This window comes from Cupriavidus sp. CER-90 (assembly GCF_057652055.1).
This window is the reverse complement of the sequence record NZ_JBYGYM010000002.1, coordinates 3,214,624-3,231,060: the sequence shown is the minus strand read 5'-3', so window position 1 is coordinate 3,231,060 and position 16,437 is coordinate 3,214,624. Positions and strand designations below refer to the sequence as shown.

The following is a 16,437-nucleotide window of genomic DNA, read 5'->3' as shown; positions in this document are numbered from 1 at the left end:
GATATCGGTGCGGGCCGGATCGTGCAAGTTGGATGCCAGTCGGCGCGCTGCCCCGCGCCGGCCGGCATCGCGCGCGTCAGGCCACCGACTGGTACTGGGCCGGCCGCGTGGCCAGCGCCTGGCGCACGACCCGTTCGACGAAGGCGCGTTCCTCGCCGATCAGCGGCAGGCGCGGGCGGCGCATGTGTTCGGTGCCCACGCCGACGATGGCGTCGATCAGCTTCAGGTTCTGCACGAGCTTGTTCGACACGTCGAGATGGAGCATCGGCGTCATCCAGCGGTAGAGCTTCAGTGCCTCGGCGAAATTGCCGGCGCGCATGAGGTCGAACAGCGCCACGGTCTCGCGCGGGAAGGCGCAGCCCACGCCGGCCAGCAGGCCGTCGCAGCCGAGCGCCAGCCCTTCGTAGGCCAGGTCGTCCACGCCCATGAAGATCTGGTAGCGGTCGCCCACGGTGTTGCGCAGGTCGGTCACGCGGCGGATGTCGCCGGTGCTTTCCTTGACGGCCGCGATCCACTTGCAGTCGGCCAGCTCGGCCATGTGCTCGGGCTTGAGATCCACCCGGTAGGCCACCGGGTTGTTGTAGACCATCACCGGCTTCTGGGCCGCCTCGGCCATGGCGCGCACGTTCTGCATGGCCTCGCGGGCGTCGGCCACGTAGATCACCGACGGCATGACCATGAAGCCGGCCACGCCGAGCTTGTTGGCGCCGTCGATGTAGCGCAGCGCGTCGCGCGTGCTGGTCTCGGACACATTGGCCAGCACGGGAATGCGGCCGTCGGCGGCCTCCAGCGCAATGCGCGCCACGTCGAGCTTTTCTTCCAGCGACAGCGTGCTGGCCTCGCCCAGCGATCCGCACGTGACCAGGCCGTGGATGCCGTTGCGGATCTGGAAGTCGATATGGCGGATGGTGCCTTCGGCATCGATGCGCTCGTCGGCGTGGAACTTGGTCGTGACGGCCGGGAAGATGCCGGTCCAGCGCGGATTGCTCATGAGGAACTCCTCGGTTGGGAAGGTGAGGCTGCGCACCCGGCGGTCTGTCGAACGCCCCGGTGCGCCGCGTGAAAATATCTTCTAAATATATTAAGGATATCTTTGCAAAATAATCCAGCACGATCCATGCCAGTGGAAACCCGGATAGGCGGCGGGCCGGAAAACGGCGTCAGGCGGCGGATTGGCGCGGGACACGCCCGCTCAGGCGCGGGTCAGGGCGGGCAGGGCAGGGGCTGGAAAGGGGCGGGATGGGACATCGCGGGGCACGCATGCACGCCGTCATGCACCGCAGGCGGGGACATGCACCGAGACGGCTCGCGCGAAGCCCTCACCGAAGCGTTGCTGCGGTTCATCGAGGAGGATCTGGCGAGCGGGGCCTCCAGGTGATCGCGCCCAAAAAAATGCCGCGCCCAGGGCGGCGCGGCCGTCAAGCACCCGCAACCGGGATATGTCCGGGCGCGCAGACAATCTAGCGGAACGAACGGGCGACCGATTATGTCCGTATAGGTATCTTTTTGGACATGCAAAATCGGCGCAGGTCCGGTATCTTTGACGCGTCAGAGGGGATAGCTCACACCGTGATGTGAGCCATGTCACAGATCAGGAGATCGCGATGGTACGCAATGCCTTACGCGACGCGGCGATGCTGGAGCAGTACGTCAAGTATCTGCAGACCCGGGTCGCCAAGCAGCAAGCTGTTGTCGCGCAGCTCAGGGAATGCGGGCTGGACCCGCACGAAGACCAGGTCGTCCTGGAGAATCTGGAGGGCGCCGCCGAGGCATTGGCGCGCCAGTTCGACCAGCTCAGGGCCCGGCCAAGGCCGGCGCTCGCGCTGGTCTGAGTCGCGGCAAGGTGCGACGGGCGATGCGCCGCGGCGCCGATCGCTATGGCGCCGGGGCCATCGCCGTCTCGATGGCATCCATCAGTTCCTGAAGCCGCAGCGGCTTGCCGCACACGGCGTCGAAGCCCGATTCGATGGCGGCGCGGCGGTCCTGCTGCCGCGTGAACGCGGTCAGGGCGACGGCGGGCACGCGCTGCAGCGCCTCCACGGCCTCGCGTACGCGGATCTCGCGGATCAGGTCATTGCCGTCGCGGCCGGGCAGGCCGATATCGCTGATGACCAGATCCGGCGTGACGCGCGCCACTTCGTCCAGCGCCTCTTCGCAATCGCGCGCCGTACGCACCCGGGCGCCGTACTCCGTCAGGATCGCGGACAGCGCCGCCGCCGCGTCGGCATCATCCTCCACCACGAGCACGTCCAGCGCCGTCAGCGGCACCGATTGCTGCAGCGCCGGCACCGCTTCGGTGGCGGCGGGCACTTCCGGCGCGCCGGCATCGGCGAGCGGAATGGTCACCTCGAAGGTCGCGCCCAGGCCCGCCCCGGCGCTGAACGCCCGCACCGTGCCGCCGTGCATTTCAGACAGGTGCTTGACGATGGCCAGGCCCAGCCCCAGCCCGCCGTGCTTGCGGCGGTTGGTGTCCTCGCTCTGGGTAAAACGGTCGAACAGCAGCGGCAGGAAGTCGGCCGGGATGCCGCGGCCGTTGTCGATCACGCGCACGTGCAGGTAGTCGGTGTCGGACGACACGTCGATCCGCACCGTGCCGTCCTCGGGCGAGAACTTGATCGCGTTGGACACCAGGTTCCACAGGATCTGCTGGAAGCGGGCGGCGTCCAGCCAGGCCGATTCCGCCGTGGCCGGGGCCAGATGCAATTCCAGCTTGATCTGCCGTTCGGCGGCCTGCGCCTGCATGGTGTCCAGCGCGCCGCGCACCACCTCGGCCACGTTGGCGCGCTCGCGTTCGAGCTTCATCTTGCCGACATTGAGCATCGACACGTCGACCAGGTCGGCCACCAGCCGGCGCTGGATGGCCACGTTGCGCTCCACGGCGGCCAGCCCGCGCCGGCCTTCCTCGGTATCGATATGGCGCGCCAGCACGTGGGTCCACACCGAAATCACGTTGAGCGGGTTGCGCAGTTCGTGCGACAGGATGGCGATGAAGTCGTCCTTCATGCGGTTCAGCCGCTCCACGGCGGCCCGCGCGGCCTGCTCGCGCTCGATCAGCTGCTCGCGCTGTCGTTCCAGGTTGATGTGGTCGGTGATGTTCGACACCACGGCCACCTTGACCCCCGTTTCCAGCACCGGCGAGATGCTCCACTCCAGGTGCATGGTCTCGCCAAGCGCGTCCTCCAGCGGGAACGTGCCCTGCCAGCCGTCCACCCGCGCGTGGCCGGTGGCCTCCGCAATCTTGTCGCGGTACGCCGCCGGGGCGAAGGCCGCCACGGGCTGGCCCACCAGTTCGGCGTCGGTGCGCTTGAGCATCGTCAGCATGGCCGGGTTCACGTCGACAAAGCGCCCGGCCAGGTCCAGCGTGCAGATGCCGCCGATGGCCTGGTGATAGATCGCGCGGAAGCGTGCCTCGCTCTCGCGCATCGACCGCTCGGCGGCGCTGGCACGCAGCAGCGACGCAATGGTGGCCACCAGCACGCCAGGCTCGGCCGGGTGGACCAGGTAGGCGCTGGCGCCGGCATCGAGGCCGCGCACCTTGTCGTAGTCGGCCACGTAGGTGGCGGACAGGTGCACCACGGGCACGGTCGCGGTCTGGGGCCGGTCGCGCAGCATGCGGCAGACCTGGAAGCCGTCGATGTCGGGCAGGTTGACGTCCAGCACCACGGCCGACACGCTGGTGTCGGCCAGTTGCAGGGCTTCCTGCCCGCTTTCGGCCTCGATCGTCCGGTAGCCTGCCGCGGTCAGCACGCGTACCGTGGCGTAGCGCGTCACCGGGTTGTCGTCGACCACCAGCACCAGCGAGTCCGAAGCGCCGGGCAGGCGTGCATTGCGGGTTTCATCCGGCATGGTCGTCTCCGGAGCCGGTTGTCTGGTCTGCAGGGGCTGCAGGGGCTGCAGGGCGACTGGCATTGGGCGCGGTGCCCGGGGTGGGGTAGGTCGTGGGCAGCGTCACGTAGAACCGCGAACCGACGCCGACCTCGCTCTCGAAGCCCACGTGGCCGCCCAGCAGTTCGGCCAGCCGCTTCGAGAGTGCCAACCCCAGGCCCGAGCCCCGATAGCGGCGTTGCAGCGGCGAATCGATCTGCACGAAATCCTGGAACACCTCGCCGTGCGATGCGGGCGGGATGCCGATGCCGGTATCGCGCACCGAAAACGTGATCGTGTCCGGCGTGTCGCAGGTGGCCGACACGCGCACCTCGCCGCTGGGCGTGAACTTCAGCGCGTTCGAGATGTAGTTGCGCAGGATCTGCGACACCTTGCGGTTGTCGCTGAACAGCTTCGATACACCGTGCGGTTCCTCGAAGATCAGCGACACGTCGGGGTTGGTCAGCACGGGCTTGAACATGCCGCGCAGGGCGTCGAACAGCGCCACCATGTCGAACCAGGCTGGCGACACCTCGACACGGCCGGCCTCCAGCCGGGCCAGGTCCAGCAGGTCATTGACCATCTCTGAAAACTCCGCGGCCGTGTCGCGCACGAAGCCGACCTGCTTTTCCTGCTCGGGCGTGAGCGGGCCGTCCACACGGTCCATCAGCAGCCGCGTGATGCTCTGGATGGCCACGATCGGCGTGCGGAACTCGTGGCTCATATAGGCCAGGAAGCGGCTCTTGAGCTCGGTGGCGTGGCGCAACTGTTCGGCCTGGATGTCCAGTTCGGAATAGAGCGCCACCACGCCGCGATTGGTTTCCTCGATTTCGGCGCGCAGGGCTTCCACCTCCTGCGCGCGGGCTTGCAGCGCGGCGCGCAACGCGGCCACGTCGTCGGGCGCATCGGAGGTGGCGGCGGGGGATGGCTCGGATGGATTGGGCATGGCGTCGTCCGGGATCGCGTCCTGGGCAGTCATCTCAACACTCCGCGCGGCGGATCACCACCACGGTGGCGTCGTCCCGCCCGCGGGCGAATTTCCAGAGTACGAAGGCGGCCACGATGGCCGGGTCGCGCTGCAGCACCGTGGCGTCGTCGAGCTGCCAGCGCGACTGGATGCCGTCGGAATGCAGGATCACCAGCGCATGGTCAGGCCAGTCCAGCTCCTGTTCCTGCACCGAGCGCATCTGGATGCCGGCCGTGCCGTTCTGGCTGACCAGCGTGCGGTCGGCGATGCCGGAAATCACGCGGCCCAGGATGTTGCCCGCCCCGGCAAAGCGGATGCGCTGGGTGCCGCCGTCGATGCGGTAGGCCCCGATGGCGGCGCCACGCGTGCCGCGCAGCGCGGCATGGGCACGCTCGATGTATTGTCCCGGGCTGCCGCCGCGCTGCGGGTCGAACACCGTCAGCGCCGCCGTGGCGGCGGCGGCGGCATCGGGCCCGTGGCCCAGCCCGTCCACCAGCACCACGTCGGCGCGACGATCGTGTACGGCCACGCCCCAGCCATCGCCGCTGACCTGCTCGCCGGGGGCGGCCAGGCAGATCGCGCCCACGGCGAAGCCACCGTCCAGCCGGCGCGGCTTGCCGGCCGCGTCGCGGTCGCGATAGAAGCGCGCCAGGATCAGGCTGCCCGCGCCGGGCTGGGTATGCACATCGAAATCGTCGGCCAGCCGGCTGACAGCGCCCAGGCCCTGGCCGGCGCTGCCGGCCGTGGAGTAGCCGTCCTGCATGCAGGCCGGCAGGTTGGCCATGCCGGGCCCGTCGTCGATCGACATCAGTTCGATGGCCAGGCTGCCGTCCACTTCGCACGCGGCCAGCAGCAGCCGGCCACCCTGTGCGTGGCGCACAAGGTTGTTGCCCAGTTCGTTGACGGCCACCGCCAGGCGGCCGCACTGGATGGCGTCGAACCCCAGCCGTGCGGACATCTCGGCGACGTGGCGCCGGGCTTCGCCCACGCGGCTGGGGTCGCTCATCGGCACCGCGTGATGCGGGCCGTGGCCCTTACTTCCACCGAGTGATGCTGACACAGGTTCCCTCGCCAACTTGCGTGCGGATTTCGAACTCGTTCACCAGCCGGCGCGTGCCCGACAGGCCCATGCCCAGGCCGTTGCCGGTGGTCCAGCCGTCGACCAGCGCCTGCTCGACATCGGGAATGCCGGGCCCGTGGTCCTCGAAATGCAGGCGCAGCCCGCGCCGGATGCCTTCGGACAGGATTTCCCAGCGCATCTCGCCGCCGCCGCCGTACACCATCGTGTTGCGTGCCAGCTCGCTGGCCGCCGTAATCATCTTAGTCTGCTCCACCAGCGAAAACTTCAGCTGGGCCGTCAGTGTGCGCACCACGGCGCGTGCGTGCACGATGTCGCGCTCGTCGCGCAGGGGGGCGCTGCCCGCCGGGGCAAGTTCGGTCGTCACGTCAGAGCACCCGGGCGGCGTCGAGCATCGCCATGCCGCGTTCCACGTTGAGCGCGGTCTTCACGCCGCCCAGCGACAGCCCCAGTTCCACCAGCGTGATGGCCACGGCCGGGCGGATACCCACCACCACGGTCATGGCGCCCAGGATGCGGCTGATGTCGGAGATGCTGACCAGCATGCGGCCGATAAAGGAATCGACCATTTCCAGCGCCGACACATCGATCAGCACGCCGTGCGCGCCGGTTTTCTCGACCATCGTGGCCAGGTCTTCCTGCAGCAGCAGGGCGGTCTGGTCCTGCATGTCGATCTGGATGGTGACGAGCAGGTGCTTGCCCATCCGCAGGATTGGAATTCGTTCCATGGCTGGCTCGCGGTTCAGTTGGCGTCGCGGGTCACCGTGTGCCCCGTCATGCGCATGGCCGTGGCCAGCGCGTCGGCCAGCGTCGACTTGGTGATGATGCCCTGCAGGTCGATACCCAGATGCACGATGGTCTGCGCAATCTGCGGCCGGATGCCGCTGATGATGCTTTCGGCGCCCATCAGGCGGATGGCGGTCACGGTCTTCATCAGGTGCTGCGCGACCAGCGTATCCACCGTGGGCACCCCGGTGATGTCGATGATGGCCAGTGGGGACCCGGTTTCCACCAGCCGTTCGAGCAGCGATTCCATGACCATCTGCGCGCGGCTGCTGTCCAGCGTGCCGATCACGGGCACGGCCAGCACGCCGTCCCACAGCTTGATGACCGGCGTGGACAGCTCCATCAGTTCGTGCTGCTGGCGCACGATGATGTCCTCGCGCGTCTTCTGGTACGCGGAAACGGTCCACTGCGCCATGCGGTCGACGATGGCCGAGGTGGTCCAGATCACTTCGATCTGGCCGTCCACGCCGCCGGTCTGGCGCTGCAGCGCATCGAAGATCGGGCGTTTCAGCGCCAGCACGAAGCCGCTGGTCACGTCGGCCGTCTCGCCCTGGGCGGCGCGGTTGCGGGACAAGTGCGCCAGGGCGTCGCGCAGCGTGCCCCACGGACCGGCGTTGAAGTTGCTGGCGTCGCCGTCGGCGCGCAGGCCCGCTTCCAGGCCCTGCAGGATGGCTGTCTGTTCGGCCGCCACGTTGTGCGTCAGGCCGCGGCCCTCGGCATAGTTATGGTATTCCGCCGTCCAGCCGCGCAGGATGTCTTCGTGTTCGGTGCGCAGGAGGTCGGTAAGTCGCAGGTTTTGGGTCCGCATGGCGTGGCTATGATGGGGTTGGGGTGGCCGGCCGCAGGACTGTGGCGGCGGAATGGTGAACCCAAACCATTCTAGGAGAGATTGATAGCTCACACTATCGGCGTCCGGCTGATTGACGGCACAACCGAAATCGGCGTTACGGGCCGCGGTGCGGAGCAGACGCCTTATCGGTAACATCGCCGCCCTTGTGAGAATGCGCCGACACGGGAACGGGACCGCCCCGGCTGACGGCGCCACGCGCCCCTGTCTAGTCTGTAGCATCGGACTAAGGAGGGGTGACTGTGGACTGGCTTGATGCGCTGCAATGGCCCGCCATGGCTGTGACCGTGCTGGCTACCTGGCTGGTGGGCAGCGAATCGGCAGGCCGCCGCAAGGCGGGTTTCTGGGGCTTCCTGGTCAGCAACGCGATGTGGGTCGGCTGGGGATGGCATACCGGCGCCTGGGCGCTGGTGTTGCTGCAGTTCGCGCTGGCCGTGCTCAATATCCGCGGCCAGGCCAAGGCCGACCGCGCCCAGCATGCCGGCAAGTCCGGCCAGGAGGGCGCCCCCGGCTGAATCAGGATGGATATCGGGATGGACAGGACATCGGACCTGATCGTGGCAACGCCGCAAGGGCTGTACTGCCCGGCCGGCGACTTCCATATCGACCCCTGGCGGCCGGTGGCGCGGGCCGTCATTACCCACGCCCATGCGGACCATGCCCGTCCCGGCAACGGCCATTACCTGTGCGCCGAACCGGGCCGGGGCGTGCTGCTGGCACGCCTGCCGGGGATATCGCTCGATACGCTGCCATACGGCCAGCGCATCACGCACCACGGCGTGACGCTGAGCCTGCATCCGGCCGGGCACGTGCTGGGGTCGGCCCAGGTGCGGCTGGAACACGGCGGCCAGGTCTGGGTGGCCTCGGGCGACTACAAGGTGGAGCCCGAAGGCACCTGCGCGCCGTTCGAGCCGGTGCGCTGTGACACGTTCATCACCGAAAGCACGTTTGGCCTGCCGATCTACCGCTGGCCGCGCGAGGCCGCGCTGATGGCCGAGATCTTCGGCTGGTGGCAGGACAACGCGGCGGCGGGCCGGGCCAGCGTGCTGTACTGCTACGCATTCGGCAAGGCCCAGCGCATCCTGAACGGGCTGATGCGCCATGCCGGCGCGGCGCTGGCGATGCCGGGGCCGATCGTCGTGCATGGCGCGATGGCCGCGCTGAATCACGCTTACGCGGAAGCCGGCGTGGCCTTGCCGCCGACCATGGCCACCGCCGATCTGCCCGCGCGCAGCCCGGCACTGCGCCGGGCGCTGGTGCTGGCGCCCCCATCGGCGCAGCGATCCACCTGGCTGCGGCGCTTTGGCGAGGCGTCCGACGCGTTTGCCAGCGGCTGGATGCAATTGCGCGGCACGCGCCGGCGGCGCGGCGTGGACCGCGGCTTTGCGCTGTCCGACCACGCGGACTGGCCAGGACTGCTGTCGGCCATTGCCGCCACGGGCGCCGCGCGCGTGATCGTCACCCATGGCAACGTGGCCGTGATGGTGCGCTACCTCTGCGAGCAGGGCCTTGACGCGCAGGGCTTCCGCACCGAGTTCGGCGATGACGACGATGCCACGGGCGCCGCCGCGGAGCCGGCTTCCGACGCCGCCACGGCGGACGCACCGGCCGGGGAGGGCGCCGCATGAAGGCGTTTGCCGACCTCTACAGCGAACTCGACGGCACCACGTCGAGCAAGGCCAAGCTCGCGGCGCTGGCGCGCTACTTCGGCAGCGCCGCGCCGGCCGACGCCGCCTGGGCGGTCTACTTCCTGTCGGGCGGCAAGCCGCGCCAGATCGTGCCGGTGGCCGCGCTGCGCGCGCTGGCGCAGCGGGCGGCCGGGCTGCCCGAATGGCTGTTCGAGGAAAGCTACCAGGCCGTGGGCGACCTGGCCGAGACCATCGCCCTGCTGCTGCCCGATGCCGATCATGTCGACACGGCCGGGCTGGCCGAATGGGTCGAGCAACGCGTGCTGCCGCTGCGCGCGCTGGCGCGCGGCCAGCCGCCCGAGGTGCTCGACGATGCGCTGGACGCGCTGTGGCGGCCGCTCGATGCGCGCGGCCGGCTGGTGCTGTTCAAGCTCATCACGGGCAGCTTCCGCGTGGGGGTGTCGAAGCTGCTGGTCACCCGGGCGCTGGGCGAGGTGGCCGGTATCGATCCGAAACGCGTGGCCGAGCGCCTGGTCGGCTACACGGATATCCGCACGCTACCCACGCCAGAGCGGTTCCTGGCCCTGATCGCGCCGGAGCCGGCCGAGGGCGAAGCGGGCGGCGCGAATCCGGTGCGCGGCGGCCAGCCGTACCCGTTCTTTCTGGCCCATCCGCTGCAGGCGCCGGTCGAGGAATTCGACGTTTTGCTCGGCGCCCCGTCGCGCTGGCAGGTGGAGTGGAAGTGGGACGGCATTCGCGCCCAGCTGGTGCGCCGCGCGGGCCAGACGTGGCTGTGGTCGCGCGGCGAAGAGCTGATCACCGAGCGGTTTCCGGAGCTGACCGACGCGGCGCAGCGGTTGCCGGACGGCACCGTGCTCGACGGCGAGATCATCGTATGGATCGATGGCCGCGTGCAGCCGTTCGCGCTGCTGCAGCAGCGCATCGGCCGCAAGACCGTGGGCGCCAGGCTGCTGCGCGACGCGCCGGCCATCCTGATGGCGTACGACCTGCTGGAATGGCAGGGGCAGGACTGGCGCGCCCGGCCGCAGGCCGAACGCCGCGCGCAACTGGCCCGGGTGGTGGCCGACCACATCCACCCGGCGCTGGAACTGAGCCCGCTGGTCGAGGCCGACGACTGGCCGCACTTTGCCCGGCTGCGCGACACATCGCGCGACCTCGGCGTGGAGGGCTTCATGCTCAAGGGGGCCGACGCCGCCTACGGGGCCGGCCGCACGCGCGACGTGGGCCTCTGGTGGAAGTGGAAGATCGACCCCTACACCGTGGACGCCGTGCTGGTCTACGCGCAGCGCGGCCATGGGCGCCGCGCCAGCCTCTATACCGATTTCACGTTCGCGGTCTGGAACGCGCCGCCCGGCACGCCCGACCGCGCGCTGGTGCCGTTCGCCAAAGCCTATTCGGGGCTGACCGATGCCGAAATGCGCGCCGTGGATGCCATCGTGCGGCGGACCACCGTGGAACAGTTCGGCCCGGTGCGCAGCGTCACGCCGAGCCAGGTGTTCGAACTGGGCTTCGAGGGTATCGGGCGCAGCGGCCGCCACAAGAGCGGCATCGCGGTGCGATTTCCGCGCATGCTGCGCTGGCGCACCGACAAGCCGGTGGAAGAAGCCGACACGCTCCAGACGCTGGAAGCGATGTTGCCGGCGGCCGTGGCGAAGGACGCCGCATGAGCGCCGGTGACGCCCCGTTCGTCCAGGCCCCGCCGGTGGCGGAATCGCTGCCGGCGCTGTTCGCGGCACGGCACTGGCAGCCGTTCGATTTCCAGCGCGCCGTCTGGCAGGCCATCGGCGAAGGCAAGAGCGGGCTGCTGCACGCCACCACGGGCACCGGCAAGACCTATGCGGCGTGGCTGGGCGCGTTGCTGGCCTACGCGGTGCCGCCGGCGCGGGCGGGCGCGCCGCCGCCGCCGCTGACCGTGCTGTGGCTGACGCCGATGCGGGCGCTGGCCGCCGATACCACGCGGGCGCTGCAGGCCCCGCTGGCGGAACTGGGGCTGGACTGGACCGTCGCGCTGCGCACCGGCGACACCGGCAGCAGCGAACGCGCGGCCCAGGCCAGGCGCCTGCCGACGGCGCTGGTCACCACGCCCGAAAGCCTGTCGCTGCTGCTGACCCGGGCCGATGCCCGCGATGCGCTGGGCCGCGTGCGGCTGGTGGTGGTCGACGAATGGCACGAGCTGATCGGCAGCAAGCGCGGCGTCCAGGTGCAACTGGCACTGGCACGGCTGCATGGATGGCAGCCGGATCTGTGCGTCTGGGGCCTGTCGGCCACGCTGGGCAACCTTGACCATGCGCGCGACGTGCTGCTGGCCGGCGTGCCCGAGCGCCGCCGTGTACTGGTGCACGGCCATACGCCCAAGACGCTGATCGTCGACACGCTGCTGCCCGATGCCGCCGGGCGTTTTCCGTGGGCCGGCCATCTGGGCCTGTCGATGCTGCCGCATGTGCTGCGCGAACTGGAGTCCAGCAGCACGTCGCTGGTCTTCCTGAATACGCGCTCGCAGGCCGAAATCTGGTATCAGGCCATGCTCGATGCGCGGCCGGACTGGGCCGGGCAGATCGCGCTGCATCACGGCTCGCTGGACCGTGCCGTGCGCGAATGGGTGGAAGTGAACCTCAAGAATGGCGCGCTGCGTGCCGTGGTCTGCACGTCGAGCCTGGACCTGGGCGTGGATTTCCTGCCTGTCGAACGCGTGCTGCAGATCGGCTCGCCCAAGGGCGTGGCGCGGCTGCTGCAACGGGCCGGGCGGTCGGGGCATGCGCCGGGGCGCGCATCGCGCGTGACCGTGGTGCCCACGCATAGCCTGGAACTGGTGGAATCGGTGGCGGCGCGCCTGGCGATCGAGGCCGGCCGCATCGAGGCCCGCGAATCGCCCGACAAGCCGCTCGACGTGCTGGCGCAGCATCTGGTGACCGTGGCGCTGGGCGGCGGCTTCCGGGCCGACGCGCTGCTGGCCGAGGTGCGCCAGGCGTGGGCCTATCGCAACCTGACCGACGACGAATGGCGCTGGTGCCTGGAATTCGTGCGCCAGGGCGGCCCCACGCTGTCCGCGTATCCGGACTACCGGCGCGCCATGCCGGACGACGCGGGCGTCTGGCGCGTGCCCGATGCCCGGCTGGCGCGGCGCCATCGCATGAGCGTGGGGACCATCGTCAGCGACGCCTCGATGCAGGTCCGCTTCTGGACGCGCGCGGGCAGCGGTGGGGCATCGCTGGGCACCGTGGAGGAGGGGTTTATCGCGCGCCTGGCACCGGGCGACTGCTTCCTGTTCGGCGGCCGGCTGCTGGAACTGGTGCGCGTGCAGGAGATGACGGCCTACGTGCGGCGTGCCACGGGCAAGCGGCCGTCGGTGCCGCGCTGGAACGGCGGCAAGATGCCGCTGTCGACCGAACTGGCCGACGCCGTGGTGACCACGCTTGACGCCGTGCAAGCGGGCCGGCTGGACCCGGCCGCCACGCCCGAACTGCCGCTGATCGCGCCGATCGTGGCGTTGCAGGCGCGCTGGTCGGCGCTGCCGACGCCGCAGACGCTGCTGGCCGAAAGCCTGCATTCGCGCGAAGGCTGGCACCTGTTCCTGTATCCGTTCGCGGGGCGCTCGGTGCATCTGGGGCTGGGCAGCCTGCTGGCGTGGCGGCTGGGCCAGAAGGTGCCCGCCACGTTCTCGGTGGCGGTGAACGACTACGGGCTGGAACTGCTGGCGTCGGCGCCGGTGGACTGGGCACACTGGCTGCCACGGGTGCTGGCCGAAGAGCGCCAGCGTGACCTGGCCGCCGACGTGCTGGGCAGCCTTAACGCCGGGGAACTGTCGCTGCGGCGCTTTCGCGAGATCGCGCGCGTGGCCGGCCTGATTTTCCAGGGCTACCCCGGCGCGCATCACAGCGCGCGGCAGCTGCAGGCATCGTCGAGCCTGTTCTACGAGGTGTTCCGCAAGCACGACCCGGGCAACCTGCTGCTGGGCCAGGCCGAGCGCGAGGTGCTGATGCAGGAACTGGACGCGCACCGGCTGGCCGACACGCTACAGCGCATGGCGACGCGGCGGCTCGACCTGCGCGTGCTGCAACGGCCGTCGCCGCTGGCCTTTCCCCTGATCGTGGAGTTCCTGCGCGAAAAGCTCAGCACCGAGAAGCTGGCCGACCGCATCGCGCGAATGCTGGCCGAACTGGAGCAGGCGGCCGCGCAGCCAGAGGACGAACCCAGCGGCAAGGGCAGTGCCTACCGCGGACCGATGCACGACAACCCACCCGCCGTGGACGCCGGGCGCGTGGCCGAACTGGCGCGCTTCGGCATGGCCGATCACGCAGGGCCGGCCGGCCCGCGCAAGGCCCGGCGGCCACGCAAGCCGTCGAAGCCGCTGCCGCTGTTATGAATCTGGCTGCCATGACACCGGACGAGGCCGGGGCCCAGGCCGTGACGCTGGCCGGCGAGACCGTCTGGCTGCTGCCCGAGCACGCGGTCTGGTGGCCATCGGCGTCCATGCTGATGGTGGCGGATGTCCATATCGGCAAGGCGGCCGCATTCCGCGCGCTGGGCCAGCCCGTGCCCCATGGCACCACGGCCGACAACCTCGCCCGGCTGCTGAGCCTGGCGCGGCGCTATCCGGCGCGGGAGCTGGTGTTCCTGGGCGATTTTTTGCATGCCCGGGCCGCGCGCACGGCGGCGGTGCTGGTGGCGCTGCACGATTGGCGGCGCGCCATGCCGTCGCGCGTGCGCTGCACGCTCGTGCGGGGCAATCACGACACGCACGCGGGCGATCCGCCACCCGAACTGGGCTTTGCCGTGGCCACGGAACCGCTGGTGGCACCGCCATTCGCCCTGTGCCACGAACCGGGCGCGCGTGCCGAAGGTTACGCGCTGGCCGGGCACCTGCATCCAGCCTGCGTGCTGCGCGGCACGGGCGCCGACGCGCTGCGGCTGCCGTGCTTCGTGGTGGGGGAGCGGGGAATGATCTTGCCGGCGTTCGGTGCGTTTACCGGCCACGCCACGGTGCGGGCGGGGCAGGGCGAACGGCTCTATCCGGTCGGCGACGGGCGGGTATGGGCGCTGCCCGGCGGATGACGCCTCGCGCCGGATGCGCCGTGCCCTCTCCCCCGGCCCCTCTCCCATACATGGGAGAGGGGAGACAACCAGCAGGCATGGCAGTCTCCAACGGTGTGCGCCCCTCTCCCGCACGGCGGGAGAGGGGCGGGGGAGAGGGCAAGCAGCTCAACCCGCGACTGCCCCGATCTGAACCGCCTCGCCCCCCGGGAGCACGCGGCGCGTCAGTCTCCCGCAATCACCTTCAGCAGCACGTCGAGTTCCACCGGCTTGACCAGATGCACATCGAAGCCCGCGGCGGCGGTCTGATCCCGGTCCGACGCCTGGCCGAAGCCGGTCAATGCCACGTAGCGCGTGCCGGACAGCGCCGGCATGCCGCGCAGCGCGTGGATGACCGCGAAACCGTCCATGCCGGGCATGGCCAGGTCGATCAGCGCCACGTCGGGCCGCACCCGCGCGGCGGCGTGGATGGCTTCCATGCCGTCGTAGGCGATCGTCACATGGTGGCCCGACATTTCCAGCAGGATCGACATGCTGTCGGCCGCGTCGCGGTTGTCGTCCACCAGCAGCACGCGGCGCCCGTGGCCGCCGCCATGGCCCGGGCCGTCGCCGCTTTGGGGCGTTTCGGCCGCAGGCGCCAGCGGCAGCTGCACGGTGAACGTGGCGCCCAGCCCGGGGCCTTCGCTGGTGGCGGCAATCGATCCGCCATGCATTTCCACCAGCGAGCGGCACAGTGACAGGCCGATGCCCAGCCCGCCCTGCGCGCTGCTGCCGGGCCGGTCTTCCTGCGCGAACAGGTTGAAGATCGATTCCAGCGATTCGCGCGCAATGCCCCGGCCGTGGTCGATGACCTGGATCACCAGCGTGCGGTGGCGCACCGACGCCGAGATGGCGATCTGCGCGCCCGGCGACGAGAATTTCGATGCATTGAGCAGCAGGTTCTGCATGACCTGGCTCAGCCGGGTACGGTCGGCGTACAGCGGCAGCGGCACGGTGTCGGCGGTCACGGTCACGGTCTGCGCCTTGGCCGCCAGGGCCGGATCGGCGGCCTCGATACCCAGGGCGATGATGTCCCGGGCGTCCACGGGCTCCAGCCGCAGGTCGATCTTGCCGGCGGCGATGCGGCCCACGTCGAGCAGGTCGTCCACCAGCCGCGTCAGGTGCGACATCTGACGCTCGACCAGGCCCACGCTCTTCTGCATGGCCTGCGGGTCCTCGGGGCGCATCTGCATGACGGTCAGTGCGTTGCGGATGGGTGCCAGCGGGTTGCGCAGTTCATGGGAAAGTGTCGCCAGGAATTCGTTCATGCGTCGTTCCGATTGCTCCAGTTCCTCAAGCCGCTTGCGCTCGCTCATGTCGCGCGTGACCTTGGCAAAGCCGCGCAGGGCGCGCGTATCGTCGTAGACCGCCGTGATGGTCACGCTGGCCCAGAACAGCGAGCCGTCCTTGCGCACGCGCCAGCCTTCATCCTCCACGCGGCCCTTCTCGCGGGCGATGCGCAGTTCGCGGCCGGGCTTGTCCTCGGCCACGTCGTCGTGCGGGTAGAACACCGAGAAGTGCTTGCCGAGGATTTCGTCGCGGCGATAGCCCTTGATGTACGACGCACCGGCGTTCCAGCTGATGACATGCCCGGAAGGGTCAAGCATGAAGATCGCGTAGTCCTTGACGCTGTCGACCAGCAGCCGGAGGGTTTCCTCGCTCTGGCGCAGCGCCTCGGCGGTGGCGCGCTGCGCGGTCATGTCGCGCGTGACCTTGCCGAAGCCGGTCAGCTTGCCGTGATCGTCGTACAGGGCGGTGATGATCACGTTGGCCCAGAACTGCGTGCCGTCCTTGCGCACGCGCCAGCCTTCGTCCTCGAAGCGGCCCAGCCGTGCGGCGGCTTCCAGCTCCGTGTCCGGCCAGTGGCGCGCCTTGGCCTCTTCGGTATAGAAGCGCGAAAAATGCTGGCCGATGATTTCGTCGCGGCTATAGCCCTTGATGCGGGCGGCGCCGGCATTCCAGCTCATGACGTGTCCGGTGGCGTCGAGCCGGAAGATGGCGTAGTCGTAGATCGACTCGACCAGCAGGCGGTAGGAGGCGTCGTCGCCGGTGTCGCGGGGCGGCGCCGGATCGGGGGCAGAACGGGACATGATCTTGGGGTCTTGCATGTCTCTGGTTTGATCGTCTGAAAGGATAACCCGAGACAGGCCGTTCGCTCGAAGACGCCGCAAATGTG

Annotated in this window: 14 protein-coding genes; 6 read left to right on the top strand and 8 right to left on the bottom strand. The window is 69.7% G+C overall.

All coding sequences use genetic code 11. From position 1 onward, the window contains the following. Positions 1-76 precede the first annotated feature (76 nt). On the bottom strand, positions 77-991 hold the full coding sequence (locus AC24R4_RS25305) for a dihydrodipicolinate synthase family protein (protein WP_400395630.1): 915 nt from the start codon (positions 989-991) through the stop codon (positions 77-79). A gap of 613 nt (positions 992-1,604) precedes the next feature. Here AC24R4_RS25305 and AC24R4_RS25300 point away from each other — a divergent pair. Then, positions 1,605-1,832 (top strand): hypothetical protein, encoded by a 228-nt coding sequence (locus tag AC24R4_RS25300; protein ID WP_487523815.1) that lies wholly within the window; start codon positions 1,605-1,607, stop codon positions 1,830-1,832. 43 nt (positions 1,833-1,875) lie between these two features. Here the strand turns inward: AC24R4_RS25300 and AC24R4_RS25295 are convergent, their stop codons facing one another. From AC24R4_RS25295 to AC24R4_RS25270, 6 genes are read right to left on the bottom strand one after another with little or no spacing between them, the layout of a single operon-like run. Further along, positions 1,876-3,846 carry a hybrid sensor histidine kinase/response regulator gene (locus AC24R4_RS25295; RefSeq protein WP_400394982.1) on the bottom strand — a complete coding sequence of 657 codons (1,971 nt, stop codon included), beginning with the start codon at positions 3,844-3,846 and terminating at the stop codon, positions 1,876-1,878. Next, entirely contained in the window at positions 3,836-4,843 is a 1,008-nt protein-coding gene (locus AC24R4_RS25290; RefSeq protein WP_400394979.1) for a sensor histidine kinase, read from the bottom strand. Before AC24R4_RS25290 ends, AC24R4_RS25295 begins: the two co-directional genes overlap by 11 nt. A 1-nt stretch (position 4,844) precedes the next feature. After that, positions 4,845-5,837, bottom strand: coding sequence for an ATP-binding protein (locus AC24R4_RS25285; protein WP_400394977.1), 993 nt, complete (start codon positions 5,835-5,837; stop codon positions 4,845-4,847). Between the two features lie 28 nt (positions 5,838-5,865). Then, positions 5,866-6,276, bottom strand: a complete 411-nt coding sequence (locus AC24R4_RS25280; protein ID WP_400394975.1) for an anti-sigma regulatory factor — start codon at positions 6,274-6,276, stop codon at positions 5,866-5,868. 1 nt (position 6,277) lies between these two features. Beyond that, on the bottom strand, positions 6,278-6,637 hold the full coding sequence (locus AC24R4_RS25275) for an STAS domain-containing protein (protein ID WP_153948243.1): 360 nt from the start codon (positions 6,635-6,637) through the stop codon (positions 6,278-6,280). Between the two features lie 14 nt (positions 6,638-6,651). Continuing rightward, positions 6,652-7,503: an STAS domain-containing protein gene (locus AC24R4_RS25270; protein WP_487523814.1), complete on the bottom strand. Its 852-nt coding sequence runs from the start codon at positions 7,501-7,503 to the stop codon at positions 6,652-6,654. Positions 7,504-7,784: 281 nt separating this feature from the next. Between AC24R4_RS25270 and AC24R4_RS25265 the strand changes: the two genes are divergently transcribed. From AC24R4_RS25265 to pdeM, 5 genes are read left to right on the top strand one after another with little or no spacing between them, the layout of a single operon-like run. Then, the gene (locus tag AC24R4_RS25265; protein ID WP_400394604.1) at positions 7,785-8,057 is read left to right on the top strand and encodes a hypothetical protein; all 273 of its coding nucleotides are present in this window, start codon (positions 7,785-7,787) and stop codon (positions 8,055-8,057) included. 18 nt (positions 8,058-8,075) lie between these two features. Beyond that, complete coding sequence (locus AC24R4_RS25260; RefSeq protein ID WP_400394606.1) at positions 8,076-9,170, top strand: ligase-associated DNA damage response exonuclease; 1,095 nt, start codon at positions 8,076-8,078, stop codon at positions 9,168-9,170. Next, positions 9,167-10,858, top strand: a complete 1,692-nt coding sequence (locus tag AC24R4_RS25255) for an ATP-dependent DNA ligase (protein ID WP_400394607.1) — start codon at positions 9,167-9,169, stop codon at positions 10,856-10,858. The genes AC24R4_RS25260 and AC24R4_RS25255 overlap by 4 nt, the downstream gene beginning before the upstream one ends. Next, positions 10,855-13,554, top strand: a complete 2,700-nt coding sequence (locus tag AC24R4_RS25250) for a ligase-associated DNA damage response DEXH box helicase (protein ID WP_400394609.1) — start codon at positions 10,855-10,857, stop codon at positions 13,552-13,554. The genes AC24R4_RS25255 and AC24R4_RS25250 overlap by 4 nt, the downstream gene beginning before the upstream one ends. Further along, a complete protein-coding gene (pdeM, locus tag AC24R4_RS25245) occupies positions 13,551-14,243 on the top strand; it encodes a ligase-associated DNA damage response endonuclease PdeM (RefSeq protein ID WP_400394611.1) in 693 nt (230 codons plus the stop codon). Before AC24R4_RS25250 ends, pdeM begins: the two co-directional genes overlap by 4 nt. Before the next feature lie 203 nt (positions 14,244-14,446). On the opposite strand, the gene AC24R4_RS25240 is transcribed toward pdeM, so the two are convergent. Continuing rightward, on the bottom strand, positions 14,447-16,351 hold the full coding sequence (locus AC24R4_RS25240) for a PAS domain-containing hybrid sensor histidine kinase/response regulator (RefSeq protein WP_400396822.1): 1,905 nt from the start codon (positions 16,349-16,351) through the stop codon (positions 14,447-14,449). Positions 16,352-16,437: the final 86 nt, after the last annotated feature.

Bases quoted from the DNA above. Each gene is read 5' to 3' on its own strand.
- AC24R4_RS25305 (WP_400395630.1), bottom strand. From the start codon at position 991: ATGAGCAATCCGCGCTGGACCGGCATCTTCCCGGCCGTCACGACCAAG.
- AC24R4_RS25300 (WP_487523815.1), top strand. From the start codon at position 1,605: ATGGTACGCAATGCCTTACGCGACGCGGCGATGCTGGAGCAGTACGTC.
- AC24R4_RS25295 (WP_400394982.1), bottom strand. From the start codon at position 3,846: ATGCCGGATGAAACCCGCAATGCACGCCTGCCCGGCGCTTCGGACTCG.
- AC24R4_RS25290 (WP_400394979.1), bottom strand. From the start codon at position 4,843: ATGACTGCCCAGGACGCGATCCCGGACGACGCCATGCCCAATCCATCC.
- AC24R4_RS25285 (WP_400394977.1), bottom strand. From the start codon at position 5,837: ATGAGCGACCCCAGCCGCGTGGGCGAAGCCCGGCGCCACGTCGCCGAG.
- AC24R4_RS25275 (WP_153948243.1), bottom strand. From the start codon at position 6,637: ATGGAACGAATTCCAATCCTGCGGATGGGCAAGCACCTGCTCGTCACC.
- AC24R4_RS25270 (WP_487523814.1), bottom strand. From the start codon at position 7,503: ATGCGGACCCAAAACCTGCGACTTACCGACCTCCTGCGCACCGAACAC.
- AC24R4_RS25260 (WP_400394606.1), top strand. From the start codon at position 8,076: ATGGACAGGACATCGGACCTGATCGTGGCAACGCCGCAAGGGCTGTAC.
- AC24R4_RS25255 (WP_400394607.1), top strand. From the start codon at position 9,167: ATGAAGGCGTTTGCCGACCTCTACAGCGAACTCGACGGCACCACGTCG.
- AC24R4_RS25250 (WP_400394609.1), top strand. From the start codon at position 10,855: ATGAGCGCCGGTGACGCCCCGTTCGTCCAGGCCCCGCCGGTGGCGGAA.
- pdeM (WP_400394611.1), top strand. From the start codon at position 13,551: ATGAATCTGGCTGCCATGACACCGGACGAGGCCGGGGCCCAGGCCGTG.
- AC24R4_RS25240 (WP_400396822.1), bottom strand. From the start codon at position 16,351: ATGTCCCGTTCTGCCCCCGATCCGGCGCCGCCCCGCGACACCGGCGAC.